This window comes from Pseudomonas sp. GD04015 (assembly GCF_029837675.1).
GTDB lineage: Bacteria > Pseudomonadota > Gammaproteobacteria > Pseudomonadales > Pseudomonadaceae > Aquipseudomonas > Aquipseudomonas paralcaligenes.
In genome coordinates this window covers 21,667-46,645 of sequence record NZ_JAOEEE010000030.1, presented here as the reverse complement: position 1 = coordinate 46,645, position 24,979 = coordinate 21,667, and the positions used below count along the sequence as shown (strand labels likewise).

The 24,979-nt window shown below is 67.5% G+C and carries 26 protein-coding genes; 18 read left to right on the top strand and 8 right to left on the bottom strand.

All coding sequences use genetic code 11. The features are described from left to right. Positions 1-12: 12 nt before the first annotated feature. Complete coding sequence (gene pilT, locus N7640_RS20225) at positions 13-1,047, bottom strand: type IV pilus twitching motility protein PilT (protein ID WP_220812405.1); 1,035 nt, start codon at positions 1,045-1,047, stop codon at positions 13-15. A 72-nt stretch (positions 1,048-1,119) separates the two neighbouring features. On the opposite strand from pilT, the gene N7640_RS20220 reads away from it, so the two are divergent. From N7640_RS20220 to N7640_RS20140, 17 genes are all read left to right on the top strand, one after another. Then, on the top strand, positions 1,120-1,842 hold the full coding sequence (locus N7640_RS20220) for a YggS family pyridoxal phosphate-dependent enzyme (RefSeq protein ID WP_279904634.1): 723 nt from the start codon (positions 1,120-1,122) through the stop codon (positions 1,840-1,842). Continuing rightward, positions 1,839-2,657: a pyrroline-5-carboxylate reductase gene (proC, locus tag N7640_RS20215; RefSeq protein ID WP_279904635.1), complete on the top strand. Its 819-nt coding sequence runs from the start codon at positions 1,839-1,841 to the stop codon at positions 2,655-2,657. The genes N7640_RS20220 and proC overlap by 4 nt, the downstream gene beginning before the upstream one ends. A gap of 13 nt (positions 2,658-2,670) precedes the next feature. Further along, on the top strand, positions 2,671-3,261 hold the full coding sequence (locus tag N7640_RS20210) for a YggT family protein (protein ID WP_220812408.1): 591 nt from the start codon (positions 2,671-2,673) through the stop codon (positions 3,259-3,261). Next, entirely contained in the window at positions 3,258-3,554 is a 297-nt protein-coding gene (locus N7640_RS20205; protein WP_220812409.1) for a DUF167 domain-containing protein, read from the top strand. The genes N7640_RS20210 and N7640_RS20205 overlap by 4 nt, the downstream gene beginning before the upstream one ends. A 139-nt stretch (positions 3,555-3,693) precedes the next feature. Continuing rightward, a complete protein-coding gene (locus N7640_RS20200) occupies positions 3,694-5,682 on the top strand; it encodes a dynamin-like GTPase family protein (protein WP_279904636.1) in 1,989 nt (662 codons plus the stop codon). 98 nt (positions 5,683-5,780) lie between these two features. After that, positions 5,781-6,920: a homoserine O-acetyltransferase gene (locus N7640_RS20195; RefSeq protein WP_279904637.1), complete on the top strand. Its 1,140-nt coding sequence runs from the start codon at positions 5,781-5,783 to the stop codon at positions 6,918-6,920. A 2-nt stretch (positions 6,921-6,922) separates the two neighbouring features. Further along, positions 6,923-7,543 carry a methionine biosynthesis protein MetW gene (gene metW / locus N7640_RS20190; RefSeq protein WP_279904656.1) on the top strand — a complete coding sequence of 207 codons (621 nt, stop codon included), beginning with the start codon at positions 6,923-6,925 and terminating at the stop codon, positions 7,541-7,543. 25 nt (positions 7,544-7,568) lie between these two features. Further along, on the top strand, positions 7,569-7,988 hold the full coding sequence (locus N7640_RS20185; protein WP_279904638.1) for a DUF4426 domain-containing protein: 420 nt from the start codon (positions 7,569-7,571) through the stop codon (positions 7,986-7,988). Positions 7,989-7,990: 2 nt separating this feature from the next. Continuing rightward, positions 7,991-8,581 (top strand): RdgB/HAM1 family non-canonical purine NTP pyrophosphatase, encoded by a 591-nt coding sequence (rdgB, locus tag N7640_RS20180; protein WP_279904639.1) that lies wholly within the window; start codon positions 7,991-7,993, stop codon positions 8,579-8,581. After that, positions 8,578-9,780 (top strand): radical SAM family heme chaperone HemW, encoded by a 1,203-nt coding sequence (gene hemW / locus N7640_RS20175; protein ID WP_279904640.1) that lies wholly within the window; start codon positions 8,578-8,580, stop codon positions 9,778-9,780. The genes rdgB and hemW overlap by 4 nt, the downstream gene beginning before the upstream one ends. A 58-nt stretch (positions 9,781-9,838) precedes the next feature. Next, positions 9,839-10,993 carry a GGDEF domain-containing protein gene (locus N7640_RS20170; RefSeq protein WP_279904641.1) on the top strand — a complete coding sequence of 385 codons (1,155 nt, stop codon included), beginning with the start codon at positions 9,839-9,841 and terminating at the stop codon, positions 10,991-10,993. 27 nt (positions 10,994-11,020) lie between these two features. Beyond that, positions 11,021-11,344 carry a DUF3392 domain-containing protein gene (locus N7640_RS20165; protein WP_220812416.1) on the top strand — a complete coding sequence of 108 codons (324 nt, stop codon included), beginning with the start codon at positions 11,021-11,023 and terminating at the stop codon, positions 11,342-11,344. A 382-nt stretch (positions 11,345-11,726) separates the two neighbouring features. Beyond that, positions 11,727-13,154 (top strand): arginine-ornithine antiporter, encoded by a 1,428-nt coding sequence (gene arcD, locus N7640_RS20160; protein ID WP_279904643.1) that lies wholly within the window; start codon positions 11,727-11,729, stop codon positions 13,152-13,154. 15 nt (positions 13,155-13,169) lie between these two features. Next, positions 13,170-14,420, top strand: coding sequence for an arginine deiminase (arcA, locus tag N7640_RS20155; protein WP_279904644.1), 1,251 nt, complete (start codon positions 13,170-13,172; stop codon positions 14,418-14,420). Positions 14,421-14,489: 69 nt separating this feature from the next. Further along, entirely contained in the window at positions 14,490-15,500 is a 1,011-nt protein-coding gene (locus N7640_RS20150) for an ornithine carbamoyltransferase (protein WP_279904646.1), read from the top strand. Positions 15,501-15,639: 139 nt separating this feature from the next. Further along, a complete protein-coding gene (arcC, locus tag N7640_RS20145; protein WP_220812420.1) occupies positions 15,640-16,566 on the top strand; it encodes a carbamate kinase in 927 nt (308 codons plus the stop codon). A gap of 181 nt (positions 16,567-16,747) precedes the next feature. After that, positions 16,748-18,628, top strand: coding sequence for a beta-ketoacyl synthase (locus N7640_RS20140; protein ID WP_279904647.1), 1,881 nt, complete (start codon positions 16,748-16,750; stop codon positions 18,626-18,628). Between the two features lie 69 nt (positions 18,629-18,697). On the opposite strand, the gene N7640_RS20135 is transcribed toward N7640_RS20140, so the two are convergent. The 3 genes from N7640_RS20135 to nudE form a co-directional block, all read right to left on the bottom strand. Continuing rightward, positions 18,698-19,147, bottom strand: coding sequence for a YiiD C-terminal domain-containing protein (locus N7640_RS20135; RefSeq protein WP_279904648.1), 450 nt, complete (start codon positions 19,145-19,147; stop codon positions 18,698-18,700). Between the two features lie 199 nt (positions 19,148-19,346). Beyond that, positions 19,347-20,168, bottom strand: a complete 822-nt coding sequence (cysQ, locus tag N7640_RS20130; protein WP_279904649.1) for a 3'(2'),5'-bisphosphate nucleotidase CysQ — start codon at positions 20,166-20,168, stop codon at positions 19,347-19,349. Further along, positions 20,165-20,731: an ADP compounds hydrolase NudE gene (nudE, locus tag N7640_RS20125; RefSeq protein WP_279904650.1), complete on the bottom strand. Its 567-nt coding sequence runs from the start codon at positions 20,729-20,731 to the stop codon at positions 20,165-20,167. Before nudE ends, cysQ begins: the two co-directional genes overlap by 4 nt. A 92-nt stretch (positions 20,732-20,823) precedes the next feature. Between nudE and yrfG the strand changes: the two genes are divergently transcribed. Next, the gene (gene yrfG, locus N7640_RS20120; protein WP_279904651.1) at positions 20,824-21,498 is read left to right on the top strand and encodes a GMP/IMP nucleotidase; all 675 of its coding nucleotides are present in this window, start codon (positions 20,824-20,826) and stop codon (positions 21,496-21,498) included. A 60-nt stretch (positions 21,499-21,558) separates the two neighbouring features. Here the strand turns inward: yrfG and N7640_RS20115 are convergent, their stop codons facing one another. The 4 genes from N7640_RS20115 to thiS form a co-directional block, all read right to left on the bottom strand. Continuing rightward, positions 21,559-22,875 (bottom strand): DUF1329 domain-containing protein, encoded by a 1,317-nt coding sequence (locus N7640_RS20115; protein ID WP_279904652.1) that lies wholly within the window; start codon positions 22,873-22,875, stop codon positions 21,559-21,561. A gap of 179 nt (positions 22,876-23,054) precedes the next feature. Beyond that, on the bottom strand, positions 23,055-23,726 hold the full coding sequence (gene trmB / locus N7640_RS20110; protein WP_220812710.1) for a tRNA (guanosine(46)-N7)-methyltransferase TrmB: 672 nt from the start codon (positions 23,724-23,726) through the stop codon (positions 23,055-23,057). A 206-nt stretch (positions 23,727-23,932) separates the two neighbouring features. Further along, entirely contained in the window at positions 23,933-24,724 is a 792-nt protein-coding gene (locus N7640_RS20105) for a thiazole synthase (RefSeq protein ID WP_279902814.1), read from the bottom strand. Between the two features lie 17 nt (positions 24,725-24,741). After that, complete coding sequence (gene thiS, locus N7640_RS20100; RefSeq protein WP_220812428.1) at positions 24,742-24,942, bottom strand: sulfur carrier protein ThiS; 201 nt, start codon at positions 24,940-24,942, stop codon at positions 24,742-24,744. Positions 24,943-24,979 lie beyond the last annotated feature (37 nt).

The window sequence follows — 24,979 nt, the reverse complement described above, 5'->3', positions numbered from 1 at the left end:
GCCACGTCATTATTAGAAGTTTTCCGGCGTCTTGGCCTTCTCGCGCGCCGCGTCGCGGCTGACCAGGCCCTTCGCCACCAGGCCCTTAAGGCAGTTGTCGAGGGTCTGCATGCCCAGCGAACCACCGGTCTGGATCGACGAGTACATCTGCGCGACCTTGTCCTCGCGGATCAGGTTACGGATCGCCGGCGTGCCGATCATGATCTCGTGGGCCGCCACCCGACCGCCGCCGATCTTCTTCAGCAGCGTCTGCGAGATCACCGCCTGCAGCGACTCGGAGAGCATGGAGCGGACCATGGACTTTTCCTCGGCGGGGAACACGTCCACCACCCGGTCGATGGTCTTGGCCGCGGAGGTGGTGTGCAGGGTGCCGAACACCAGGTGGCCGGTTTCCGCGGCGGTCAGCGCCAGGCGGATGGTCTCCAGGTCACGCATCTCGCCCACCAGGATGATGTCCGGGTCTTCCCGCAGCGCCGAGCGCAGGGCCTCGGAGAAGCCATGGGTGTCGCGGTGCACCTCGCGCTGGTTGACCAGGCACTTCTTCGATTCGTGGACGAATTCGATCGGGTCCTCGATGGTGAGGATGTGGTGGTACTTGTTGTTGTTCAGATAGTCGAGCATGGCCGCCAGGGTGGTCGACTTGCCCGAACCAGTGGGGCCGGTCACCAGCACCAGGCCGCGCGGCACGTCGGTGATCTTCCTGAACACCTCGCCCATGCCCAGCTCTTCCATGGTCAGCACTTTCGAGGGAATGGTCCGGAACACGGCGCCGGCGCCGCGGTTCTGGTTGAAGGCGTTGACCCGGAAGCGCGCCACGCCGGGCACTTCGAAGGAGAAGTCGGTCTCGAGGAATTCCTCGTAATCCTTGCGCTGCTTGTCATTCATGATGTCGTAGATCAGCGCGTGGACCTGCTTGTGGTCCATCGGCGGCAAGTTGATCCGGCGCACATCGCCATCGACGCGAATCATCGGCGGCAGACCCGCCGAGAGGTGCAGGTCCGACGCGCCTTGCTTGGCGCTGAAGGCGAGCAGCTCGGTAATATCCATGGGACTCCCCAATCGAATGCAAGCAGGTAGAATGCCGCAGACCCCTGACGGGCGGGCTATAGAGCGCAAGTAATGTCCACGATAGCAGAGAATATTGCAAAGGTTCGCGAGCGTATCCGTGAGGCGGCGCAAGCCTCGCAGCGCAATCCGGACTCGGTCCGCCTGCTCGCCGTGAGCAAGACCCACCCCGCGCAGGCGGTGCGCGAGGCCAACGCCAGCGGCCAGGTCGACTTCGGCGAGAACTACCTGCAGGAAGCCCTGGCCAAGCAGCTCGAGCTGGCCGACCTGGACCTGGCCTGGCATTTCATCGGTCCGATCCAGTCGAACAAAACCAAGGCGATCGCCGAGCACTTCCACTGGGTGCATTCGGTGGACCGCCTGAAGATCGCCCAGCGCCTGTCCGAGCAGCGCCCCGATCACCTGCCGCCGCTGAACGTCTGCCTGCAGGTCAACGTCAGCGGTGAAACCAGCAAGTCCGGCTGCGCGCCGGAGGAGCTGCCCGCGCTGGCACAGGCGGTTACACAACTGCCGCGACTGCGTCTGCGCGGATTGATGACAATCCCCGAACCCAGCGACGACCCGCAGGCCCAGCGCGAGCCCCTGGCCCGCCTGCGCCAATTGCGCGACGCGCTGAACGCTGACCTCGACACCCTGTCCATGGGCATGAGCCAGGATCTGGAAGCCGCCATCGCCGAAGGCGCCACCTGGGTGCGCATCGGCACCGCATTGTTCGGCGCCCGGGACTACACCAGCCCGATCGCGGTCAGCCCCACTAATAAAGGAAACACACGATGAGTCACCCCCGCATCGCCTTCATCGGCGCCGGCAACATGGCCGCCAGCCTGATCGGCGGGCTGCTCGCCCAGGGCCTGCCGGCCAGCCACATCCGTGCCAGCGACCCGGGTGCCGAGCAGCGCGCCAGGGTCGCCGCCGAACACGGCATCGAACTGTTCGAAAGCAACGCCGAGGCCATCGCCGGCGCCGACATCGTGGTGCTGGCGACCAAGCCGCAGGTGCTCAAGGGCGTGTGCCAGGCCCTGGCGCCGAGCCTGCAGGCGGGCCAGCTGGTCGTCTCCATCGCCGCCGGCATCACCTGCGCCAGCCTCACTGCCTGGCTCGGCGAGGTGGCGCTGGTGCGCTGCATGCCCAACACACCGGCACTGCTGCGCCAGGGCGTCAGCGGCCTGTACGCCAACCCGCGGGTGTCTGCCGAACAACGCCAGCAGGCCGAACAGCTGCTGGGCGCCGTCGGCCTGGCCGTGTGGTTGGACGAGGAGCGCCTGATCGACGCCGTGACCGCCGTCTCCGGTAGCGGCCCAGCCTACTTCTTCCTGCTGATCGAGGCGATGACCGCCGCCGGCGAGCAGCTCGGCCTGCCCCGCGAAACCGCCGCCCAGCTGACCCTGCAGACCGCCCTGGGCGCAGCGCGCATGGCCACCGAAAGCGACGTCGACGCCGCCGAGCTGCGGCGCCGGGTCACCTCCCCCAATGGCACCACCGAAGCGGCGATCAAGACCTTCCAGGCCGGCGGCTTCGAGGCCTTGGTGCAACAGGCCCTGGATGCCGCCGCCCGGCGCTCCGCCGAACTCGCCGAACAACTGGGTCAATAAGGAATCCGCATCGATGAACGGACTGGATACCGCCGCCATCTACATCCTGCAGACGCTGGGCAGCCTTTACCTGCTGATCGTCCTGCTGCGCTTCGTCCTGCAACTGGTTCGCGCCGACTTCTACAACCCGCTCAGCCAGTTCGCGGTCAAGGCCACCCAGCCGCTGCTGCGCCCGCTGCGCCGGCTGATCCCGGGCTTCGGCGGCCTCGACCTGGCCTCGCTGCTGCTGGCCATCCTGCTGCAGATGGTGATCATGGCCATCACCCTGCTGCTGGCCTACGGCACCACCGGCAACCCGCTGCAACTGCTGATCTGGGCGCTGATCGGGGTGACCTCGCTGTTCCTCAAGATCTTCTTCTTCGCCCTGATCATCAGCGTGATCCTGTCCTGGGTCGCGCCGGGCAGCTACAACCCGGGCGCCCAGCTGGTGAACCAGATCTGCGAGCCGCTGCTGGCGCCGATCCGCAAGCTGCTGCCGAGCCTCGGCGGCCTGGACATCTCGCCGATCTTCGCCTTCATCGCGATCAACCTGCTCGACATGCTGGTGGTGAAGAACCTCGCCGCCGCCACCCACATGCCGTCGGTACTGGGCCTGCTGATGTGAGCTGGTTCCGCTGGGATGGCGAGGACCTGATCCTCGACTGCCACCTGCAGCCCCGGGCGAGCAAGGACGAATTCGCCGGGCTGCACGGCGAGCGGATGAAGATCCGCCTCACCGCGCCGCCGGTGGAGGGCAAGGCCAACGCCCACCTGATGGCCTTCCTGGCCGCCGCCTTCGGCGTCGCCAAGAGCCAGGTGAGCCTGGAGAGTGGCGAGCTGAACCGGCAGAAGCGGGTGCGCGTGCGCGCCCCCCGCACCCTCCCCGACCTGCCCGGGCTGACCGTCCGCCCTGCCTGAACAACCACCCGGCCACAGTTCCGTCATCCGTCGATTGACGGCGGCCATGGCCGTCGCATAATGCGGACATCTCCGGTGAACCGTCCCGGATCGTTGCGCCCTTGTCGAGCCACGAACCACCCCTCGGAGGAGTGTCGGGATGAGCATGGAACGTCTCAGCCAGCAGGTAGATGCCTACGTCGCCTGGAAGCGCGAGCTGATGCGCGAGATCACCCGCTACCGCAGCTGGCTGGCGCAGCACCGCCTCGGCTCGGAAGCGATGGACGCCCGCCTGGAGCGCTCCCTCAAGCTGCTGCGCACCGACCATATCACCCTGGCCTTCGTCGGTGAGTTCTCCCGCGGCAAGACCGAGCTGATCAACGCCCTGTTTTTCTCCGAGTACGGCCAGCGCATGCTGCCGTCCCACGCCGGGCGCACCACCATGTGCCCCACCGAACTGTTCTTCGACCCCCGCTCCGAGCGCCCCTACATCCGCCTGCTGCCGATCGAGACGCGCATGGCCGACGCCAGCGTGTCGCAGTTCAAGCGCATCCCGCGGCACTGGGTGAACATCCCGCTCGACCCGAGCGACCCGGACAACATGGCCCTGGCCTTCGCCCAGGTGGCCAAGACCAAGCCGATGCCGGTGGAGCAGGCGATCCAGCTCGGCTTCCTGCCGGACATGCTGGAGGCGACCGGCAAGCCCGGCCAGGTGCTGGTGCCGGCCTGGCGCCACGCCATGGTCAACTTCGACCACCCGCTGCTGCGCCAGGGCCTGCGCATCCTCGACACGCCCGGCCTCAACGCCCTCGGCAGCGAACCCGAACTGACCCTGTCGATGCTGCCCAATGCCCAGGCGATCCTGTTCCTGCTGGCCGCCGACACCGGCGTCACCTCCAGCGACATGGCGATCTGGAACGAGCACATCCGCCAACTCGATGGCGACGCCCAGGCCAGCCTGTTCGCCGTGCTCAACAAGGTCGACGTGCTGTGGGACGACCTGGCCGGCGAGGAAAGCGTCGCCAGGGCCATCGCCCAGATGCAGGACGCCACCGCTCGCCAACTCGGCATCTCCACCGCCAGCGTGCTGCCGCTGTCGGCCAAGCAGGCCCTGCTGGCCAAGGTGCGCAAGGACGAGCCGCTGCTCGCCCGCAGCCAGTTGGCCGACCTGGAGAACCTGCTGTGCGAACGCATCGTCGCGCAGAAGGAACGGCTGCTCGAAGACCGCGTGGTCAACCAGGTGCTGGCCCTGCTTAACAACAGCCAGCACGTGCTGAACCTGCGCCTGGAAAAGGTGCGCGAGCAGCAGTCGTTGCTCCAGGCGCACCAGCACGACAACGGCCAGTTGCTGTTCGACCTGACCGCCAAGACCAAGGAAGACCACAGCCAGCACCACAAGCGCCTGCTCGGCCTGAAGACCAACCAGCGCCTGCTCCACCGCCAGGGCGACCTGCTCCGCGCCGCGGTGCGCCCGGAGCGCCTGGAAGACCACCTGGCCCAGGTTCGCCAGGGCCTGAGCGGCAGCTGGACCACCCTCGGCATCAACCAGGCCATCGTCGAGTTCTTCCGCAACGTGGAGCACGACCTCGGCAACCTGGCGCACGAGGCCGAGATGGCCAACAAGATGGTCGCGGCCATCTACCGCCGGCACAACGAGGAAAACCCGCTGCACGGCGTCGATGCGCCGAAGTTCAACAGCCGCGGCTACCAGCGCGAGCTGCAGCAGCTGCGCGGCAAGGCCGACCAGTTCCGCCTGCACCTGAAGACGCTGATGACGGAACAGCGCAGCCTGACCCGGCGCTTCTTCTCCACCCTGGTGCAGGAGGTCGTCGGCCTGCACCGGCGCCTGCGCAGCGAAGCGGAACAGTGGGCCAGCGACGCCCTGATGCCGCTGATGCAGAACACCCTCGAACACAAGCAGATGCTCGAGAGCCACATGCTGCGTCTCAAGTCCCTGGCCCAGGAAACCCAGCAGGCGCGCCAGCGCGGCCAGCAGCTGGCCGGCTACTGCACCCAGCTGGAGAACCAGCTGGCCCAGGCCGGCGAGATGCTCCGCGCCCTGCGCAAGCCGGCACCTATCCAGCGCCAGGGCAAGGTGGTCACCCTGCCCGGCGTCGCCCGCCAGCAGAGCGCCGCCGACCCGGCGTGAGGCCAGCCAAATCAGCGGCTTAGCCACGGCCCCCGCGCTTGCTGCCGGGGGCCGTGCTCTTTAGACTGCTGCACTTTCCTGCAGCGAGAGCTGGCTCGATGCCGACCGTTTTCCCCGCCGATTCCGTAGGCCTGGTGACCCCGCAGGTCGCCCGCTTCAGCGAACCGCTGGCGCTGGTCTGCGGCCGCAGCCTGGCCGACTACCAGCTGGTCTACGAGACCTACGGCACCCTCAACGCCTCGGCCAGCAACGCCGTGCTGATCTGCCACGCGCTGTCCGGCCACCACCACGCCGCCGGTTTCCACAGCGTGGAAGACCGCAAGCCAGGCTGGTGGGACAGCTGCATCGGCCCGGGCAAGCCGATCGACACCGATCGCTTCTTCGTCGTCAGCCTGAACAACCTCGGCGGCTGCAACGGCTCCACCGGCCCCTCCAGCCTCAACCCGGCCAGCGGCAAGCCCTACGGCGCCGACTTCCCGGTGATGACGGTGGAGGACTGGGTGCACAGCCAGGCGCGCCTGGCCGACCTGCTCGGCGTGCGCCAGTGGGCCGCGGTGATCGGCGGCAGCCTCGGCGGCATGCAGGCCCTGCAGTGGACCATCAGCCACCCGGAACGGGTCCGCCACTGCCTGGCCATCGCCTCGGCGCCCAAGCTCTCGGCGCAGAACATCGCCTTCAACGAGGTGGCGCGCCAGGCCATCCTCACCGACCCGGAATTCCACGGCGGCCACTTCCAGGAACAGGGCGTGGTGCCCAAGCGCGGCCTGATGCTGGCGCGCATGGTCGGCCACATCACCTACTTGTCCGACGATGCCATGGGCGAGAAATTCGGCCGCGAGCTGAAGACCGACAAGCTCAACTACGACTTCCACAGCGTCGAGTTCCAGGTCGAGAGCTACCTGCGCTACCAGGGCGAGGAGTTCTCCGGGCGCTTCGACGCCAACACCTACCTGCTGATGACCAAGGCGCTCGACTACTTCGACCCGGCCGCCGCCCACGGCGGCGACCTGGCCGCCACCCTGGCCGCGGCCAGGGCGGACTTCTGCGTGATGTCCTTCACCACCGACTGGCGCTTCTCGCCGGCGCGCTCACGGGAGATCGTCGACGCCCTGCTGGCGGCGAAGAAGAACGTCAGCTACCTGGAGATCGACGCGCCGCAGGGCCACGACGCCTTCCTGATGCCGATCCCGCGCTACCTGCAGGCCTTCGGCGCCTACATGAAACGGATCGAGGTATGAGCATGCGCGCGGATCTGGAGATCATCCAGGAATGGATTCCGGCCGGCAGCCGGGTGCTCGACCTCGGCTGCGGCGACGGCGAACTGCTGGCCTGGCTGTACGCCAACAAGAACGTCAGCGGCTACGGCCTGGAGATCGACCCCGAGAAGATCGCCAAGTGCATCGCCGGCGGCGTCAACGTGATCGAGCAGAACCTCGACGAGGGCCTGGGCAACTTCGCCGACAACAGCTTCGACGTGGTGGTGATGACCCAGTCGCTGCAGGCCCTGCACTACCCGGACAAGGTCATGGCGGAAATGCTGCGGGTCGGCAAGACCTGCATCATCACCTTCCCCAACTTCGGCCACTGGCGCTGCCGCTGGTACCTGACCACCAAGGGCCGCATGCCGGTGTCCGAGTTCCTGCCCTACACCTGGTACAACACGCCGAACATCCACTTCTGCACCTTCGAGGACTTCGAGCGCCTGTGCCTGGAGCAGGGCGCCAGGGTGGAGGAACGCCTGGCCGTCGACCACGCCCACCGGCACAACCTGGGCAGCCGCCTATGGCCTAACCTGTTGGGTGAGATCGGCATCTATCGCGTCAGCGGGTCCGGCCTGGCCGATCACCGCGTAGCCGTCTAACCCGCCACGCTTCGGAGGACCACTCATGCGCCGTTTCGCATCCCTATTGTTCTGCCTGCTTCTCGCCCTGCCGGCCGTCGCCGAACGCAAACAGACCTTCGGCGAACTGGACGTGCACTACAGCGTGTTCAACTCCAGCTTCCTGCAGCCCGACATCGCCGCGGCCGCCGGCCTGACCCGCAGCAAGACCGTCGGCGTGCTCAACGTGGCCGCCCTGAAGGACGGCAAGGGCCAGCCCGCCCAGGTCAGCGGCACGCTGAAGAACCTGATGGGCCAGAGCACCACGCTGGAATTCCGCCAGGTGCTGGAAAGCGGCGCGGTGTACTACCTCGCCGAGTTCCCGCTGCGCCAGCGCGAGATGCTGACCTTCAGCATCGTCGTGCAGGTCGGCAGCGGCGCGCCGCACACCCTCACCTTCAACCAGGAAGTGTTCCCGGACGAATGACCATGCCCTTCACAGAACTGGTGCTGGCCAGCCACAACGCCGGCAAGCTCAAGGAACTCCAGGCCATGCTGGGCGAGCACGTGCGGGTGCGCTCGGTGGGCGAATTCTCCAGCGTCGAGCCCGAGGAAACTGGCCTCTCCTTCGTCGAGAACGCCATCCTCAAGGCGCGCAACGCCGCCCGCGTGTCCGGCCTGCCGGCGCTGGCCGACGACTCCGGCCTGGCGGTGGACGCCCTCGGCGGCGCGCCGGGCATCTACTCGGCGCGCTACGCCGATGGCCAGGGCGACGCGGCCAACAACGCCAAGCTGCTGGACGTTCTGAAGGACGTGCCGGACGCCGAGCGCGGCGCCCAGTTCGTCTGCGCCCTGGCCCTGGTGCGACACGCCGACGACCCGCTGCCGATCCTCTGCGAGGGCCTGTGGCATGGCCGCATCCTGCACGAGGCCCGTGGCGCCGAGGGCTTCGGCTACGACCCGCTGTTCTGGGTGCCGGAGCGCGAGTGCTCCAGCGCCGAACTGGCCAGCGACGAGAAGAACCGCATCAGCCACCGCGCCCGCGCCATGGCCCTGCTCAAGCAGCGCCTGGGGCTATGAAAGCTGCAAGCCACAAGCCGCAAGCTTCAAGTAAAAGCGGCTTGCAGCTTGGGGCTTGCAGCTTCGAACTGCCGCCTCTGGCGGCCTACATCCACATCCCGTGGTGCGTGCGCAAATGCCCGTACTGCGACTTCAATTCCCACGCCGCCGGCCCCGAGCTACCGGAAGAAGCCTACGTCGACGCCCTGCTGGCCGACCTCGACACCGACGCCGGGCACGTCCACGGCCGCCGGCTGACCTCGATCTTCTTCGGCGGCGGCACCCCCAGCCTGTTCTCCGCCCGCGCCCTCGGCCGGCTGCTGGAGGGCGTGGAGCGGCGCGTCGGCTTCGCCGACGACATCGAGATCACCCTGGAGGCCAACCCGGGCACCTTTGAGCAGGCCAAGTTCAGGGACTACCGCGCGCTCGGCATCAACCGCCTGTCGATCGGCGTGCAGAGCTTCCAGGGCGACAAGCTCGTGGCCCTCGGCCGCATCCACGACGGCGGCGAGGCAGTGCGCGCAGCGGACATGGCGCGCGCCGCCGGCTTCGACAACTTCAACCTGGACCTCATGCACGGCCTGCCCGGGCAAAGCGTCGAGGACGCCCTCTTCGACCTGCGCACAGCCATCGACCAGGCGCCCACGCACCTGTCCTGGTACCAGCTGACCATGGAGCCGAACACGGTGTTCTGGAGCCAGCCGCCCGAGCTGCCCGAGGACGACCTGCTGTGGGACATCCAGGAGGCCGGCCAGGCCCTGCTCGCCGCCGAGGGCTACGCGCAGTACGAGGTGTCCGCCTACGCCAAGGCCGGGCGCCAGGCGCGGCACAACCTCAACTACTGGACCTTCGGCGACTTCCTCGGCATCGGCGCGGGCGCCCACGCCAAGCTGAGCACGCCGGACGGGCGCATCGTGCGTACCTGGAAGACCCGCCTGCCCAAGGACTACCTCGACCCGGCCAAGCCCTTCCAGGCCGGCGAGCGGTCGCTCGACGCCGAGGAACTGCCGTTCGAGTTCCTGATGAACGTGCTGCGCCTGACCGACGGCGTGCCGGCCGAGCTGTTCGAGCGGCGCACCGGCCTGCCCCTGGTCAGCCTCGCCGCCGCGCGGCGCGAAGCCGAGACGCGCAAGCTGCTGGCCGCCGATCCCACACGCCTGGTCGCCACCCGCGAAGGCCAGCTGTTCCTCAACGATCTGCTCCAGCACTTCCTGCCCTGACAGCGGCGACGCCGATCCGGTAGTCTATGCGCCCGTCCCACCACCGCAGGCGCTCCGAGTGCTCGACCCGCGCAGCATCGTCTTCATCCTGGCGGCCCTCAGCCTGCTGATGGCCGTGGTGCTGTTCGCGATGCCCGTGTCGATCCGCCAGCGCCTCGGCGGCGCGCGCCACTGGAGCCTGGCGATGCTGGTGCTGGCCGGCGGCTCGGCGCTGTTCGGCCTGCGCGACATCGTACCGGACCTGCTGTCGGTGACGGTGGCCAACGCCGCCAGCCTGGCCTCGGTGGCGATGATCTATTCCGGCGGCCGCGCCTTCTTCGGCCTGGCGCCGCGCAACGGCCTGCTGGCCACCACAGTGGTCGTCGCCTGCCTGGTGATGGTCGTCTGCACCTACGTGCAGGACCTGTTCTCGGTGCGCGTCGTCGTCTTCTCGCTGGTCTCCGGCGGCCTGCTGTTCCTGTTCGGCCTCGACACCTCGCGGCGGCGCCCGCGCCACCCCGGCAGCGCGCGCTTCCCCTACCTGTTCACCTCGATCACGGTGTTCTTCGACGTGCTGGTGTCCGGCCTGCGCATCGTCAACGCGCTGCTCGCTCCGCACACCGGCAGCGAGAACTTCTTCGCCCCCACACCGATCAACGTGCTGTATTTCTCCACCCACAGCCTGCTGGCGATCTGCATCTCGGTCGGCTTCATCCTGATGCTCAACGAGCGCCTGCACGCCATGCTCGAGCACCAGCTCAGCCACGACGCGCTGACCAACGCCTACACCCGCACCATCGTCATCGAGATGGCCGAGCGCGCCCTGGCCGGCGGCCGCCGCCCGGTCTCCCTGCTGCTGCTCGACGTCGACCACTTCAAGCACGTCAACGACACCCTGGGCCACCAGACCGGCGACGCGGTGCTGCAGCACATCGTCGCCACCCTCGGCACCGCCTTGCGCCCGGACGAGCCGCTGGGCCGCTACGGCGGCGAGGAATTCATCCTGCTGCTGCGCGACGCCAGCGCCGAACAGGCCATGGTGGTGGCCGAGCGCCTGCGCCAGCGGGTCGCCGACACGCCGTTCACCCGCGCCGGCGAGAGCCGCAGTATCACCCTGAGCATCGGCTGCGCCACCGCCGCGCCGGGCGAGACCCTGGAACAGCTGCTGCAGCGCGCCGACGCCGCGCTGTACCGGGCCAAGCGCGCCGGCCGCAACCAGGTGCAGCAGGGCTGACCCCTTCGACCGACACGAGGACTCCAGATGGACCTGCTACTCGACCTGATCGCCACCCTGTCCCGCTGGTGCCGCGGGCACCTGTACGAAATCGCCCTGGCGATCATGGCCACCCTGCTGGTGCTGTTCGGCCCGGCCATCAACGCCTGGGTGCAGCGCTCCATCGGCGGTCTCAACTTCATCCTGCGCACGCTGATCTTCGTGCTGGTCTGCGCCGTCGGCTACGGCCTGGCGATGGTCTTCCTGACTCCCTGGCTGGCCAAGGGCCTGGGCTACTTCAACAACTACACCCTGTCGCCGGTCCTGCTGCTGGTGTTCTTCCTGATCGGCGTCCTGGCCGACCGCAACTGACCGTTTCCCCGGACCGGGCGGCACCGCGACGGAGCCGCCCAAAGCATCCGACGAACGGTACAACCCGGCGCAAGCGCCCACCCCGTTTGCTGACCACGCGGTCAATCCATCAGCCCGCCGCAGAGCGGGCGCCGCTCCCTCGCCTGGCGAAACTTGCGCCCCGCAGAACCTCGTCTAACGTAAACCCCCACCACGCCTAATCGACGAGCGGAACCACCTTGGCGGCGAGTCTCCTCGCCCCACGCCAGGCCACTCGGATCAATCGGGAGCCCGCAGGGAAAGCCTGGAAAAATGGATAGCTCGCTATTGATCGAGGTCAATATCACCCCCCTCAATGGCGCGCTAAATAAGACATAACTTCTCTCCGGATTGGAGGTGTTCGATGTCCTCTTCAGCGCAGAAACTTCGATTGGGGGCGCTCATCGCCCTGGTGGTGGGCTCGATGGTCGGCGGCGGCATCTTCTCGCTGCCGCAGAACATCGCGGCCAGCGCCAGCGCCGGTGCGACGCTGATCGGCTGGCTGATCACCGGCGTGGGCATGCTGACCCTCGCCTTCGTGTTCCAGACCCTGGCCAACCGCAAGCCCGCGCTGGACGGCGGGGTCTACGCCTACGCCAAGGCGGGCTTCGGCGACTACATGGGCTTCTCCTCGGCCTGGGGCTACTGGATCAGCGCCTGGATCGGCAACGTCAGCTACATGGTCCTGCTGTTCTCCACCCTCGGCTACTTCTTCCCGGTGTTCGGCGAGGGCAACACCCTGCCGGCGGTGATCTGCGCCTCGGTGCTGCTCTGGCTGCTGCACTTCCTGGTGCTGCGCGGCATCAAGGAAGCGGCCTTCATCAACACCGTCACCACCATCGCCAAGATGGTGCCGCTGGCGCTGTTCATCGTGATCGCCGCCATCGCCTTCAAGATGGACGTGTTCACCACCGACTTCTGGGGCAACGGCAACACCGAGCTGGGCAGCGTGATGGACCAGGTGCGCAACATGATGCTGGTCACCGTGTGGGTGTTCATCGGCATCGAGGGCGCCAGCATCTTCTCCGCCCGCGCCGAGAAGCGCAGCGACGTCGGCAAGGCCACGGTGATCGGCTTCGTCGGTGTGCTCCTGCTGCTGGTGCTGGTCAACGTGCTGTCCCAGGGCATCCTGACCCAGGCCGAGCTGTCCGGCCTGAAGAACCCGTCCATGGCCGGCGTGCTGGAGCACGTGGTCGGCCCCTGGGGCGCCCAGCTGATCTCCATCGGCCTGATCGTCTCGCTGGCCGGGGCCCTGCTGTCCTGGACCCTGCTCTGCGCCGAAATCCTCTTCGCCAGCGCCCGCGACCACACCATGCCGGAGTTCCTGCGCAAGGAGAACGTCAACCACGTCCCGGCCAACGCGCTGTGGCTGTCCAACGGGCTGATCCAGCTGTTCCTGGTCATCACCCTGTTCAACAGTTCCACCTACCTCAGCCTGCTGTACCTGGCCACCTCGATGATCCTGGTGCCCTACTTCTGGTCCAGCGCCTACGCGGTACTCCTGGCCTTCCGTGGCGAGACCTACGAGAACGCCGCCGGCGAGCGCAACAAGGACCTGCTGATCGCCGCCATCTCCACCCTGTACGCGGTCTGGCTGGTGTACGCCGCCGGCATCCAGTACCTGCTGCTGTCCGCCCTGCTCTACGCCCCTGGCGTCATCCTCTTCGCCAAGGCCAAGCGCGAGCTGGGTCAACCCATCTTCACCGGTGTCGAGAAACTGATCTTCGCCGCCGTCCTGATCGGTGCCGCCATCGCCGCCTACGGCCTCTATGACGGTTTCCTCAGTCTGTAAGAGAAGGAGTTCGATATGTCCAAGAAAGCCCTCGGCGTCCATTCCGAAGCCGGCAAGCTGCACAAGGTGATGGTCTGTTCGCCCGGCCTCGCCCACCTGCGCCTGACCCCCGCCAACTGCGACGAACTGCTGTTCGACGACGTGATCTGGGTCAGCCAGGCCAAGCGCGACCACTTCGACTTCATGACCAAGATGCGCGAACGCGGCATCGAGGTGCTGGAGATGCACAACCTGCTGGAAGAGACCGTCCAGAACAAGGACGCGCTGGCCTGGATCCTCGACCGCAAGATCACCCCCAACAGCGTCGGCCTCGGCCTGCAGAACGAAGTGCGCTCCTTCATCGAGGGCCTGGAGCCGCGCCGCATCGCCGAATACCTGATCGGCGGCGTGTCCGGCGCCGACCTGGCCAAGCACAAGGGCTCGGACGTGGCGAAGATGTTCAACGCCTACCTGGGCGAGTCCAGCTTCATCTTCCCGCCGCTGCCCAACACCCAGTTCACCCGCGACACCACCTGCTGGATCTACGGCGGCGTCACCCTCAACCCGATGTACTGGCCGGCACGACGCCAGGAGACCCTGCTCGCCAGCGCGATCTACAAGTTCCACCCGGACTTCGCCAACGCCGACTTCCAGATCTGGTACGGCGACCCCGACGTCGACCACGGCGCGGCGACCCTGGAGGGCGGCGACGTGATGCCGATCGGCAACGGCACCGTGCTGATCGGCATGGGCGAGCGCAGCTCGCACCAGGCCATCGGCCAGGTCGCCCAGGCGCTGTTCGCCAAGGGCGCGGCGGAGAGAGTCGTGGTAGCCGGCCTCGGCAGGTCGCGCGCCGCCATGCACCTGGACACTGTGTTCAGCTTCTGCGACCGCGACCTGGTGACCATCTTCCCCGAAGTGGCCAACTCCATCGTGCCGTTCGTGCTGCGCCCCGACGAGAGCAAGCCCGGCGGCATCGACGTGCGCCGCGAGGACAAGTCGTTCCTCGACGTGGTCGCCGAATCCCTCAACCTCAAGCAACTGCGCGTGGTGGAAACCGGCGGCGACAGCTACGAGGCCGAGCGCGAACAGTGGGACGACGGCAACAACGTGGTCTGCCTGGAGCCAGGCGTGGTCATCGGCTACGACCGCAACACCTACACCAACACCCTGCTGCGCAAGGCCGGCGTCGAGGTCATCACCATCAGCGCCAGCGAACTGGGCCGCGGCCGCGGCGGCGGCCACTGCATGACCTGCCCGATCATCCGCGACCCCATCGACTACTAAACGCCAAACCGCCCGGCGGCCCACCCGCCGCCGGGCGGTGGTTTCCCACACCCACAAGGAGCAAGAACCATGGCTTTCAACATGCACAACCGCAACCTGCTCAGCCTGATGCACCACAGCACCCGCGAGTTGCGCTACCTGCTGGACCTCTCCCGCGACCTCAAGCGCGCCAAGTACACCGGCACCGAACAGCAGCACCTGCAACGCAAGAACATCGCACTGATCTTCGAGAAGACCTCCACCCGCACCCGCTGCGCCTTCGAGGTGGCCGCCTACGACCAGGGCGCCAACGTCACCTACATCGACCCGAATTCCTCGCAGATCGGCCACAAGGAAAGCATGAAGGACACCGCCCGGGTGCTCGGCCGCATGTACGACGCCATCGAGTACCGCGGCTTCAAGCAGGAGATCGTCGAGGACCTGGCCCAGTACGCCGGCGTGCCGGTGTTCAACGGCCTCACCGACGAATACCACCCGACCCAGATGCTGGCCGACGTGCTGACCATGCGCGAGCACAGCGACAAACCGCTGCACGACATCAGCTACGCCTACCTGGGCGACGCCCGCAACAACATGGGCAACTCGCTGCTGCTGATCGGCGCCAAGCTCGGCATGGACGTGCGCATCGCCGCGCCCAAGGCCCTGTGGCCGACCGACGAACACGTCGCCGCGTGCAACAAGTTCGCCGAAGAGAGCGGCGCGCGCATCACCCTCACCGAGGACCCGAAGGAAGCGGTCAAGGGCGTCGACTTCGTCCACACCGACGTCTGGGTGTCCATGGGCGAACCGGTGGAAGCCTGGGGCGAACGCATCCAGCAACTGCTGCCGTACCAGGTCAACGCCGAACTGATGAAGGCCGCCGGCAACCCGCGGGTCAAGTTCATGCACTGCCTGCCGGCGTTCCACAACAGCGAGACCAAGGTCGGCAAGCAGATCGCCGAGCAGTACCCGAACCTGAAGAACGGCATCGAAGTCACCGAGGACGTGTTCGAGTCGCCCTGGTGCATCGCCTTCGAACAGGCGGAGAACCGCATGCACACCATCAAGGCGATCCTGGTCTCGACCCTGGCCGACGTCTGACGCGCGTGCACGGACAATCCCCTCTCCCTCCGGGAGAGGGTCAGGGTGAGGGCGTTGCAGGCCACTCGGTGCTGCCGAACAGTCCCTCACCCCCGCCCCCTCTCCCAGAGGGAGAGGGAAACCGAACAAGGAGAAGCAAATGCGACTAGTCATCGCCCTGGGCGGCAACGCCCTGCTGCGGCGTGGCGAGGCCATGACCGCGGACAACCAGCGCGAGAACGTGCGCATCGCCTGCGAGCAGATCGCCAAGGTGGCGCCGGGCAACGAACTTGTGATCGCCCACGGCAACGGCCCCCAGGTCGGCCTGCTGGCCCTGCAGGGCAACGCCTACGACCCGGCCAACCCCTACCCGCTCGACGTGCTCGGCGCCGAGACCGAAGGCATGATCGGCTACATGATCGAACAGGAGCTGGGCAACCTGCTGCCGTTCGAGGTGCCCTTCGCCACCATCCTCACCCAGGTCGAGGTGGACGGCGGCGACCCGGCCTTCCGCAACCCGACCAAGCCCATCGGCCCGGTCTACGCCAAGGAAGAGGCCGAGCGCCTGGCCGCCGAGAAGGGCTGGAGCATCGCCCCGGACGGCGACAAGTTCCGCCGCGTGGTGGCCAGCCCGAGGCCGCAGCGCATCTTCGAGATCCGCCCGATCAAGTGGCTGCTGGAAAAAGGCACGGTGGTGGTCTGCGCCGGCGGTGGCGGCATCCCCACCATGTACGACGGCCAGAAGCTGCGCGGCGTGGAAGCAGTGATCGACAAGGACCTGTGCTCGGCCCTGCTGGCCGAACAGCTGTCCAGCGACCTGCTGGTGATCGCCACCGACGTGGACGCGGCCTACATCGACTGGGGCAAGCCGACCCAGAAAGCCATCGCCCAGGCCCACCCGGACGAACTGGAGCGCCTCGGCTTCGCCGCCGGCTCCATGGGGCCCAAGGTGCAGGCCGCCTGCGAGTTCGCCCGCAATACCGGGCAGGTCGCGGTGATCGGCTCGCTGGGCAACATCGAAGCCATCGTCCAGGGCACCTCCGGCACCCGCATCAGCACCGCCGAACCCGGCCTCAGCTACCGCTGAAACGACGGGCGCGCGGTCCCGTTTCCCCACCACCGCGCAGACAGGTCGTGACCTGACAGTCACGACCTGCGTCATCCTGACATCCCGATTCATTTTGAGTCGCCACCGGTAAACACCGCCTGGCCGGACCGGCCATTGCCAACGACAACGCCTGCCGGGGCGATCGAAGGAGTTTTGCGTGATGTCTCGTCTTCCCGTCATCGTCGGCTTCGGCGGTTACAACGCCGCAGGCAGAAGCTCGTTCCACCACGGCTTCCGCCGCATCGTCCAGGAATCCCTGGACGCCACCACCCGCCAGGAGACCCTGGCCGGCCTGGCCGTGATGATGAAGCGGGTGCAGGTGGTCGACGGCCGCTTCCAGAGCCTCGACGGCCAGCCCCTGACCCCGGCCGAGATCGAGGCGCGGCATGGCGCCGAAATCCTCGCCGGCACCCTGGTGCGGCGCATCGAGAAGCGCCACCTGGACGTGGACGCAGTGCATTGGCAGAAGAACCTGGCCGTCGCCGGCGCCCAGTTCACCACCCTGCGCAAGCAACTGCCCGAGCCACTGCCGGCCAGCTGGCAGGTAGAAGACGTGGACGACCAGCAGGTGCGCGTGACCCTGGCGGAGAGCTGCGAATTCAAGGTCGACAGCTACCGCGCCCTGCCGGTGAAATCCGCCGGCCAGCTGCCCTCGGGCTTCGAGCCGGGCGAGCTGTACCACTCCCACTTCCACCCGCGCGGCCTGCAACTGGCGGTGACCGGCGCCACCGACGCCCTGCGCTCCACCGGCCTGGACTGGCGCACCATCCAGGACCACGTGCAGCCGGATGAAGTGGCGGTGTTCGCCGGCAGCATCATGAGCCAGCTCGACGAATACGGCTTCGGCGGCATGCTGCAGTCGCGCCTCAAGGGCGGCCGGGTCACCACCAAGCAGTGCCCGCTGGGCCTCAACAGCATGCCGGCCGACTTCATCAACGCCTACGTGCTGGGCAGCGTCGGCACCACCGGCAGCGTCACCGGCGCCTGCGCCACCTTCCTCTACAACCTGCAGAAGGCCATCGAACAGATCGCCAGCGGCCAGGCCCGGGTGGCCCTGGTCGGCAACGCCGAGGCGCCGGTCACCGCCGAGATCATCGACGGCTACGGCGCCATGGGCGCCCTGGCCACCGAGGACGGCCTGCGCCGGATCGAGGGCCGGGACGAGGTCGACTTCCAGCGCGCCAGCCGGCCGTTCGGCGACAACTGCGGCTTCACCCTCTCCGAGTCCTGCCAGTTCCTGGTGCTGATGGACGACGCCCTGGCCTTGGAGCTGGGCGCCGACATCCACGGCGCGGTGCCGGACGTGTTCATCAACGCCGACGGCTTCAAGAAATCCATCTCCGCCCCCGGCCCGGGCAACTACCTGACCCTGGCCAAGGCCGTGGCCAGCGCCGCCCAGCTGGTGGGCATGGACAGCGTGCGCCAGCGCAGCTTCGTCCACGCCCACGGCTCCAGCACCCCGGCCAACCGGGTCACCGAATCCGAACTGCTGGACCGGGTCGCCGCCGCCTTCGGCATCGAGCAGTGGCCGATCACCGCGGTGAAGGCCTTCCTCGGCCACTCCCTGGCCACCGCCAGCGGCGACCAGGTGATCGCCGCCCTCGGCACCTTCCGCCACGGCCTGCTGCCGGGCCTGAAGACCATCGACAAGGTGGCCGACGACGTGCACCGCGAACACCTGAGCCTGGAGACCCACGACCGCCAGACCGACATGGAAGTCTGCTTCGTCAACTCCAAGGGCTTCGGTGGCAACAACGCCACCGGCGTGGTGCTGGCGCCGCAGGTGGCCGAACGCATGCTGCGCAAGCGCCACGGCGAAGCCGCCTTCGCCGCCTGGCAGGCCAGGCGCGAAACCACCCGCGCCGCGGCGGCGGCGTACGACCAGCAAGCGCTGCGGGGGCAGTACGACATTCTCTACAACTTCGGCCGCGACCTGATCGACGACCAGCAGCTGCGGTTCAGCGCCGAGGGCATCCAGGTGCCGGGCTTCGCCCAGCCGCTGCTGTACAGGAAGGACGAGCGCTACAGCGACATGCTGTAAGCGGGCTGTAGGGTGCGCCATGCGCACCAACGGGCCCCCGGTGCGCACGGCGCACCCTACGCGGCGGTCTCAGCGGTGCAGCACGTACTGCCCGCTGAAACGCACCGCCTCGGCGTCGCCGACGAGGATGCGGCTGTGCAGCCCGATCCGTGCCATGCCACGGCGCCGGTACAAGGCCAGGAATTTCTCCCACTCGGCCAGTGGCGGTGCGGCGCAGGTCGCCACGGCATCGCTCAGGACCGGCTCGGCATAGTCGATCTGGCCCTGCTGGATGACGATATGGCCATCGGTGATCCCCGCCTCGCGCAGGCTCAGGTGCAGCCAGCCCCAGCCGGCCAGCACAGCGCCGCAATACAGACTGCCGCCGAACATGCTGCTCTTGTGGTTGAGGTTGGCCGCCAGCGGCAGGCCCAGGCGCAACTCGCCCTCGCGCCAGCCCAGCACGCCCAGGCCGAGGGCCTGGGTCAGCGGGATGTCCTGGTGCAGCAGCTGCTCCAGGTAGGCGCGGTCATCATTCATATTCTGAGTCGGTGCAGGGGCTCGCGAGCTAGAGCCTGGCGAGGCAAAAGTGAGTGAGGAAGCGGAGTTTACTTGTAGTAAATGAGCATGACTCGCTCCGCTCACCCTTCGGGCCGCGCTAAAGCGCGTTAGCAGCAAGCTGCTTGCCGAACCCACTTTTAACACAGCCAGGCCGACGCGCAGCAGCCCCTGCGCGGACTCAGTCCAGCGCGCGGGCCAACTGGATTAGCTCGGCGCGCCATTCGGCGGCCTGGGGCAGGCCAAGGAAGGACGGGTTGAGGTAGCTCTCGCGCGCCTCGTAGGTCAGCGCCTCGCCCTTGAGGTCGAGCACTTCGCCGCCTGCGCCTTCCAGCACGCCCTGGGCCGCGGCGGTGTCCCACTGCGAGGTGGGCGCCAGGCGCGGGTAGCAGTCGGCGTTGCCTTCGGCCAGCAGGCAGAACTTCAGCGAACTGCCGATGTTGGCCAACTGCAGGTCGCCGAAACGCTCGCTCAGGCCGGCCAGCAGGCGTTCCTGGGCCGGGCTGGAGTGGCGCTTGCTGGCCACCAGGGTGAAGGCCTCGGCCGGCGCCTGGCGCACGGCGATGGCCTCGGGTTCACCGTCCGGCGCCTGGCGCCAGGCGCCCAGGCCGGCGCCGCCGAAGTAGCAGAGACCATTGGCCGGCACGCCGACCACGCCGAACACCACGCGGCCGCGCTCGATCAGGGCGACGTTGACGGTGAACTCCTCGCTGCCGGAGATGAATTCCTTGGTGCCGTCCAGCGGGTCCACCAGCCACCAGCGCTGCCATTCGGCACGCTCGGCGAAGGGGATGCCGGCATCCTCCTCGGACAGCACCGGCACGTCCGGCGCCAGCTCGCGCAGGCCGGCGGCGAGGATTTCATGGGCGGCCAGGTCGGCGGCGGTGACGGGTGAGGCGTCGGCCTTCTCGAGCACCGCCACATCGTTGCGCCAGTGCGGCAGGGTGGCCTGGCCGGCGCGTTGCACCAGGGCGATCACCGCGGGCAGATAGGGATGGCTCACGGCTTGAATTCTCCACGTTGGGTCAGCAGGTCGCGGACCAGATAGAGGGCGGCCAGGGCGCGGCCTTCGGTGAACTGGGGATGGCGGACCAGATCGCTGAGTTCGCGCAGGCTGACCTTGTCCACCCGCATCGGTTCGGGCTCGTCGCCCGGCAGACGCTCTTCGTAGAGGCCGCGAGCCAGCACCACCTGGATCTTCTGGCTCATGTAGCCGGGCGACAGGCTCAGTTCGGCGAGCAGCTCCAAGCGCTCGGCGCCGAAGCCGGCCTCTTCCTTGAGTTCGCGGTCGGCGGCCACCAGCACGTCCTCGCCGGGCTCGATCAGCCCCTTGGGCAGCGACAGCTGGTAATCGTCGGTGCCGGCGCAGTACTCCTCGACCAGCACGGCGTGCTCGGCGTCGAGCAGCGCCACCACCATCACCGCGCCGTAGCCCGAGCCCTTGCCCACCAGCCGCTCGTAGGTGCGCTCGACGCCATTGGCGAAGCGCAGCTGCAGCTCTTCGACGCGGAACAGGCGGCTGCTGGCGACGATCTCGCGGGCCAGCACCTGGGGTTTCTCACGCATCATTCGCTCCTTGATTCGAACGGGTATCATACCCCGCTCCCCCGGAATGTCCGTGCGGGATATTCGCTCTCCGTCTGTTTCCGGACTTTGCCATGCCTCAGCTGCCCTGGGCCGACATCGATACCGTCCTGCTCGACATGGACGGCACCCTGCTCGACCTGCACTTCGACAACCACTTCTGGCTGGAACATCTGCCGCTGCGCTACGCCGAACTGCACGGCATCACCCGCGAGGCGGCCGACGCCGAGCTGCTGCCGCTGTTCCGCAGCCACGCCGGCACCCTGCCCTGGTACTGCACCGACTTCTGGAGCCGCGAGCTGAACCTGTCGGTGCGCGACCTCAAGCGCGAGGTGGCCCACCTGATCGCCCTGCGCCCGGACGCCGACCTGTTCCTCGGCGCCCTGCGCGACGCCGGCAAGCGCGTGGTGCTGATCACCAACGCGCACCGCGACTCGCTGTCGCTGAAGCTGGAGAAGGTCGAGCTGGCGCCCTATTTCGACCGCCTGATCAGCTCCCACGACTACGGCTTCCCCAAGGAGGACCAGCAATTCTGGTTCGCCCTGCAGCAGGACTTCCCCTTCGAACCGGCGCGCAGCCTGTTCATCGACGACAGCCTGCCGATCCTGCGCGCCGCCGGCCGCTACGGCGTTGCCCACCTGCTGGCAGTGCGCCAGCCCGACAGCCGCGGCCAAATCCGGGACACCGAGGAGTTCGCCGCCGTCGAGGACTACCGCCAGCTCGGCGCCCAACTGTCGCTGACGGCCTGAACGCCGGACACGAAAAGGCCCGCCGAGGCGGGCCTTGATCGGGCGCGGGACCGGTGAACGTCAGATACCCTCGCGACGCAGCGCGGCGGCGTTGAAGTCGTTCTTCTTCAACTGTACGTCGAAGTTGTACATCGGCTCGTTGTTGTCCAGGCCATCGACGAAGTAGCGACCGCCCTTGAAGTCGTAGATGGTCTCCAGGGTGCTGAGGAACATCGGCACGTCGTAGTAGTTGATCGGATGCGCCTCCTGCAGACCGACCAACTCGCCGTTCTTGTCGTACAGGTCGACGGCGAGGATCTGCCAGCTGTCCTCGTCGATGTAGAAGCGGCGCTCGGCGTAGGGATGACTGTGGCCCTTGCGCAGCTTGGCGTCCACCACCCACACGCGGTGCAGCTCGTGGCGCAGCAGCTCGGGATTGACGTGTTTCTTCTGCAGGATCTTCTCGTAGGGAATGCCTTTCTGGTGCACGGCGTAGCTGTTGTAGGGCACCAGCATTTCGCGCTTGCCCTCCAGCGTCCAGTCGTAGCGATCCGGCGCGCCGTTGTAGGCGTCCACCACGTCGGCGGTAGCCATGCCGCTGGTGTCCGGCTGCATCGCCTCGTAGGCCAGCATCGGCAGGCGGCGCACCCGGCGCTCGCCCCGGCTGAAGCGCCAGGCCTTGCGGATCGCCAGCACCTGGTCGAGAGTCTCCTGCACCACCAGGGCGGAGCCGGCCAGCTTGCTCGGCGCGGTGACCACGTACTTGTAGTAGAACAGGGTGTTGTCCAGGTCGGCCGGGGTCATGCCCTCGCGTCCGTAGACGAACATCAGGTCGCGCTCGCGCTTGACCAGGGTGTAGTCACCACTCGCCAGCACCGCGGCATGGTTGGTGGTCATGCGGGTCTGCTCGCCGCGGTAGCGGGTGATGTGGTTCCAGATCGCTTCCTGGCCGTTCTGCGGGATCGGGAAGGGAATCCCCGCCGCGGCGCCCTCGATGCCGTTGCCGCCGGCGATCAGCGAGGCGTTGGTGGCGTTGGAGCGGGTAGCGTCGTAGATGCGCTCCGGCACGGCGGCGCTGCGACGGCTCGGGAACACCCGCAGGTAGTAGTCGGGGCTGCGCTCCAGCAGTTTCTGGTAGCCGGGCGTCAGCAGCGCCTTGTACTGGGCCAGGTTGTTCTTGTCGACGCGATACAGCTCGGCATCGGCGGCGAAGGGGTCCGGATGGTGCATGCCGGACTGGTAGCTGGCCGGCGGCTTGACTCCGCCCTCCCACGACGGAATGGTGCCGGCCGCGTTGCCGGCGCGCTCCCCCCCCAGGGGCGTCAGGTCTTGCCCGAGACGAGCGGCCTGGGCAGCATCGACACGCGCATGGGCCGGCAGGGCGAAAGCCACTGCCATAGACAGGACTGCAATAGTTCTCAGCACAGCGTTCTCCTCGCGACGCGCTCAGGCGTCGCTGCTCTTATACGTACGACCAGTGTAGGTCGCGCTCGCAGATTGCCGTTGGGTGAGGTGGCCATCCTGGCGCCGGGTGGTCCCGGTCGTATCGGCTCCGCGTCCGGCGGAGCCCTGAATGCTTATTCGCAGCGCTGGAACTTGAGATCCCAGACTCCGTGGCCGAGGCGCTCTCCACGCTTCTCGAACTTGGTCACCGGGCGCTCGCTGGGGCGCTCCACGTAACCGGAAGCACCCGCCAGATTATGGTAGCCCGGTGCCAGCGACATTACCTCCAGCATATGCTCCGCGTATGCCTGCCAATCGGTGGCCATGTGCAGGATGCCGCCGACCTTGAGCTTGCGTCGCACCAGTTCGGCAAAGGCCGGCTGGACGATGCGCCGCTTGTGGTGGCGGGCCTTGTGCCAGGGGTCGGGGAAGAACAGCAGCACGCGGTCGAGGCTGGCGTCGGCCACGCAGTCGCGCAGCACTTCCAGGGCATCGCAGCTGTACACGCGGATGTTGCTCAGGTCCTGCGTCAGCATGCCGTTGAGCAGGGCGCCGACGCCCGGCTTGTGCACTTCCACGCCGATGAAATCCTGCTCCGGCGCGGCGGCGGCCATCTCCAGGGTGGCGTGGCCCATGCCGAAGCCGATCTCGAAGGTGCGCGGCGCGCTGCGGCCGAACACCTGGTCGAAATCGCACGGGCCGTCGGCCAGTTCCAGGCCGAACTTCGGCCAGCCCTGGTCCAGGCCGCGCTGTTGGCCCTCGGTCATGCGCCCGGAGCGCATGACGAAACTCTTGATGCCGCGCAGCGGGCGTTCGGCGGCGCCTTCGCCCGCCGACTCGATGATGTCGCTCATGGAATGCTCTTGGAACCTGTTCAGAATCTCTGTCGCATGCGGGAAAACATGCCGTGGGAGCGGCCTTGGCCGCGAAGCTTTTACGGTGCCCTCTCGGTTCGCGGCCAAGGCCGCTCCTACAACTGCGCCTAAGCTCTCGCGAGTTTTTGAACAGGCTCCTACTTGATCAGGCCATCCAGCGGCGACGACGCGCTGGCATAGAGCTTCTTCGGCATGCGTCCGGCCAGGTAGGCCATGCGCCCGGCGATGATCGCGTGCTTCATGGCCGCGCCCATCAGCACCGGGTCCTGGGCGTGGGCGATGGCGCTGTTCATCAGCACCGCCTCGCAGCCCAGCTCCATGGCGATGGTGGCGTCGGAGGCGGTGCCCACGCCAGCGTCGACCAGCACCGGCACGGTCGCCTCTTCGAGGATGATGCGCAGGTTGTACGGGTTGCAGATGCCCAGCCCGGTGCCGATCAGGCCGGCCAGCGGCATCACCGCGATGCAGCCCATCTCGGCCAGCTGGCGGGCGATGATCGGGTCGTCGCTGGTGTACACCATCACGTCGAAGCCTTCCTTGACCAGCACTTCGGCCGCCTTGATGGTCTCGATCACGTTGGGGAACAGGGTCTTCTGGTCGGCCAGCACTTCCAGCTTGACCAGCGCGCGGCCGTCGAGCAGTTCGCGAGCCAGGCGGCAGGTGCGCACCGCTTCCTCAGCGTTGAAGCAGCCGGCGGTGTTGGGCAGGATGGTGTACTTGTCCGGCGAGATCACATCCAGCAGGTTCGGCTCGCCCGGGTTCTGCCCGATGTTGGTCCGGCGCACGGCGACGGTGACGATCTCGGCACCGCTGGCCTCGATGGCCAGGCGGGTTTCCTCGAGGTCCTTGTACTTGCCGGTGCCCACCAGCAGGCGCGACCCGTAGGTGCGGCCGGCCAAGGTGAAAGGCTTGTCGATGATGGCGCTCATGGCAGTTCCTCGGGCGACTAGCCGCCGCCGATGGCGTGGACGACTTCCAGCTGGTCGCCGTCGTGCAGGACGGTCGTGCCGTGCTGGCTGCGCGGCACGATGTCCAGGTTGAGCTCGACCGCCACGCGCTTGCCGGTTGCGTCCAGGCGCACGAGCAGGTCGGCGACGGTGGCGCCGGCGGGCAGCTCGAAGGGTTGGCCGTTCAACTGGATGTGCATGGCTGGGCGGTCAGATCATGAAAGGGTCGGCATTCTA

Bases quoted from the DNA above. Each gene is read 5' to 3' on its own strand.
- pilT (WP_220812405.1), bottom strand. From the start codon at position 1,047: ATGGATATTACCGAGCTGCTCGCCTTCAGCGCCAAGCAAGGCGCGTCG.
- N7640_RS20220 (WP_279904634.1), top strand. From the start codon at position 1,120: ATGTCCACGATAGCAGAGAATATTGCAAAGGTTCGCGAGCGTATCCGT.
- proC (WP_279904635.1), top strand. From the start codon at position 1,839: ATGAGTCACCCCCGCATCGCCTTCATCGGCGCCGGCAACATGGCCGCC.
- N7640_RS20210 (WP_220812408.1), top strand. From the start codon at position 2,671: ATGAACGGACTGGATACCGCCGCCATCTACATCCTGCAGACGCTGGGC.
- N7640_RS20200 (WP_279904636.1), top strand. From the start codon at position 3,694: ATGAGCATGGAACGTCTCAGCCAGCAGGTAGATGCCTACGTCGCCTGG.
- N7640_RS20195 (WP_279904637.1), top strand. From the start codon at position 5,781: ATGCCGACCGTTTTCCCCGCCGATTCCGTAGGCCTGGTGACCCCGCAG.
- metW (WP_279904656.1), top strand. From the start codon at position 6,923: ATGCGCGCGGATCTGGAGATCATCCAGGAATGGATTCCGGCCGGCAGC.
- N7640_RS20185 (WP_279904638.1), top strand. From the start codon at position 7,569: ATGCGCCGTTTCGCATCCCTATTGTTCTGCCTGCTTCTCGCCCTGCCG.
- rdgB (WP_279904639.1), top strand. From the start codon at position 7,991: ATGCCCTTCACAGAACTGGTGCTGGCCAGCCACAACGCCGGCAAGCTC.
- hemW (WP_279904640.1), top strand. From the start codon at position 8,578: ATGAAAGCTGCAAGCCACAAGCCGCAAGCTTCAAGTAAAAGCGGCTTG.
- N7640_RS20165 (WP_220812416.1), top strand. From the start codon at position 11,021: ATGGACCTGCTACTCGACCTGATCGCCACCCTGTCCCGCTGGTGCCGC.
- arcD (WP_279904643.1), top strand. From the start codon at position 11,727: ATGTCCTCTTCAGCGCAGAAACTTCGATTGGGGGCGCTCATCGCCCTG.
- arcA (WP_279904644.1), top strand. From the start codon at position 13,170: ATGTCCAAGAAAGCCCTCGGCGTCCATTCCGAAGCCGGCAAGCTGCAC.
- N7640_RS20150 (WP_279904646.1), top strand. From the start codon at position 14,490: ATGGCTTTCAACATGCACAACCGCAACCTGCTCAGCCTGATGCACCAC.
- arcC (WP_220812420.1), top strand. From the start codon at position 15,640: ATGCGACTAGTCATCGCCCTGGGCGGCAACGCCCTGCTGCGGCGTGGC.
- N7640_RS20140 (WP_279904647.1), top strand. From the start codon at position 16,748: ATGTCTCGTCTTCCCGTCATCGTCGGCTTCGGCGGTTACAACGCCGCA.
- N7640_RS20135 (WP_279904648.1), bottom strand. From the start codon at position 19,147: ATGAATGATGACCGCGCCTACCTGGAGCAGCTGCTGCACCAGGACATC.
- nudE (WP_279904650.1), bottom strand. From the start codon at position 20,731: ATGCGTGAGAAACCCCAGGTGCTGGCCCGCGAGATCGTCGCCAGCAGC.
- yrfG (WP_279904651.1), top strand. From the start codon at position 20,824: ATGCCTCAGCTGCCCTGGGCCGACATCGATACCGTCCTGCTCGACATG.
- N7640_RS20115 (WP_279904652.1), bottom strand. From the start codon at position 22,875: ATGGCAGTGGCTTTCGCCCTGCCGGCCCATGCGCGTGTCGATGCTGCC.
- N7640_RS20105 (WP_279902814.1), bottom strand. From the start codon at position 24,724: ATGAGCGCCATCATCGACAAGCCTTTCACCTTGGCCGGCCGCACCTAC.
- thiS (WP_220812428.1), bottom strand. From the start codon at position 24,942: ATGCACATCCAGTTGAACGGCCAACCCTTCGAGCTGCCCGCCGGCGCC.